This is a genomic window from Variovorax sp. P4_D9, from assembly GCF_056401695.1.
Genome location: NZ_JBFUIU010001326.1, coordinates 1 through 1715, shown reverse-complemented (window position 1 = coordinate 1715; position 1715 = coordinate 1). Strand labels below are relative to the sequence as shown.

The 1715-nt window shown below is 69.3% G+C and carries 2 protein-coding genes; both read right to left on the bottom strand.

Annotation, left to right across the window (positions count from 1 at the left end; all coding sequences use genetic code 11):
• Positions 1-3 precede the first annotated feature (3 nt).
• Entirely contained in the window at positions 4-681 is a 678-nt protein-coding gene (locus tag AC1DY5_RS54515) for an RraA family protein (RefSeq protein ID WP_478122510.1), read from the bottom strand.
• A 4-nt stretch (positions 682-685) separates the two neighbouring features.
• The coding region (locus AC1DY5_RS54510; RefSeq protein WP_478122509.1) for an acetyl-CoA C-acetyltransferase at positions 686-1715 on the bottom strand (1030 nt) is incomplete at its 5' end.

The window sequence follows — 1715 nt, the reverse complement described above, 5'->3', positions numbered from 1 at the left end:
GCCCTACATCACGCCGAAGGTCGCCAACGCATCGCAGGCGCTCATGCCGCCGCGGATCGCGTCGGCCACCTTGTTCTCGGTGCGCACCTTGTCAAGCGCCTTGGCCACCGCCTCGGCCTCGACCGCGCGCGGGATCACTAGCACGCCCTCGCGGTCGCCGAACAGCAGGTCGCCGGGCGCGATGCGCACGCCGTCGATCTCGATCGTGCAGCGGTAGTCGATGACCTGGCCGCGCACACCCTGGTCCTGCGCATAGGTGCCGCGGCAGAAGACGTCGAAGCCGAGCCGCTCGATCTCGTCGGCGTCGCGCACGTAGCCGTCGAGGATGGCGCCGGCCGCCTTCAGGTGCCGCGCGCGGGTCGACATCAAGCCGCCCCACAGCGCGTAGCGCAGCGAGGCACCGGTCGCGATGTAGATCTCGCCGGGCTTCAGGTCGTCGAGCGCCTCCAGCATCAGCCCGAAGGGCTTGCCCGACAGCGGTCCGGCCGAGCGCGAGCCGTCGTTGACGACATCGGCCTCGAGCACCGGCATCGCGCGGCCCACGATGCGCATCGATTTCTCCAGCGGCCCGATGCCGGCCCGCAGGAACTGGTGCTGATACCCGAGCGTGTCGAGCACGTCCCCGACGGCCGCGACGAACAGCTCGTCGCGGATCTGCCGGAAGAACGCTTCGTCGGTCAAGCGCTCAGCGCTCGATCGTTAGTGCCACGCCCATGCCGCCGCCGATGCACAGCGAGGCGATGCCCTTCTTGGCGTTCTGGCGCTGCATCTCGTGCAGCAGGGTGACCAGAATGCGGCAGCCGGAGGCGCCGATCGGATGGCCGATCGCGATCGCGCCGCCGTTCACGTTGACCTTGTTGATGTCCCACCCCATCTCGCGGTTCACCGCGCAGGCCTGGGCCGCGAAGGCCTCGTTGATCTCGAGCACGTCGAGGTCCTGCGGCTTCCAGCCGGCGCGCTGCAGCGCCTTCTGCGAGGCCGGCACCGGGCCCATGCCCATGAAGGCCGGATCGAGGCCGGTGCTGGCGTAGCTGGCAATGCGGCCGAGCGGCTTCAGGCCCAGCGCGGCCGCCTTCTTGGCGGTCATGACCATCACGGCGGCGGCGCCGTCGTTGAGGCCCGAGGCATTGCCGGCGGTGACGCCGCCCGCCTTGTCGAAGGCCRGGCGCAGGCCCGCGAGGCCTTCGGCGTTGGTCTTGCGGTTGATGAACTCGTCCTGGGCGAAGACCACCGGGTCGCCCTTCTTCTGCGGAATGTTGACCGCGACGATCTCGTCCTTGAACTTGCCGGCGTCCTGCGCGGCCGCCGCCTTGGTCTGGCTGCCGAGCGCCAGCTCGTCCTGGGCGGCGCGGCTGATGTCGTACTTCTTGGCCACGTTCTCGGCCGTGATGCCCATGTGGTACTGGTTGTAGACGTCCCACAGGCCGTCGATGATCATCGAGTCGACCAGTTTCCAGTCGCCCATGCGCTGGCCGTTGCGTGAATTGGGCAGCACGTGCGGCGCCAGGCTCATGCTTTCCTGGCCGCCCGCGATGACGATCTCGCTGTCGCCGGTGGCCACGGACTGGGCCGCCAGCATCACGGCCTTGAGGCCCGAGCCGCAGACCGCGTTGATGGTCAGCGCCGGCGTCTCGTTGGTGATGCCGCTCTTCAGCAGCGCCTGGCGCGCCGGGTTCTGGCCGCTGCCCGCGGTCAGGACCTGCCCCATGATGACT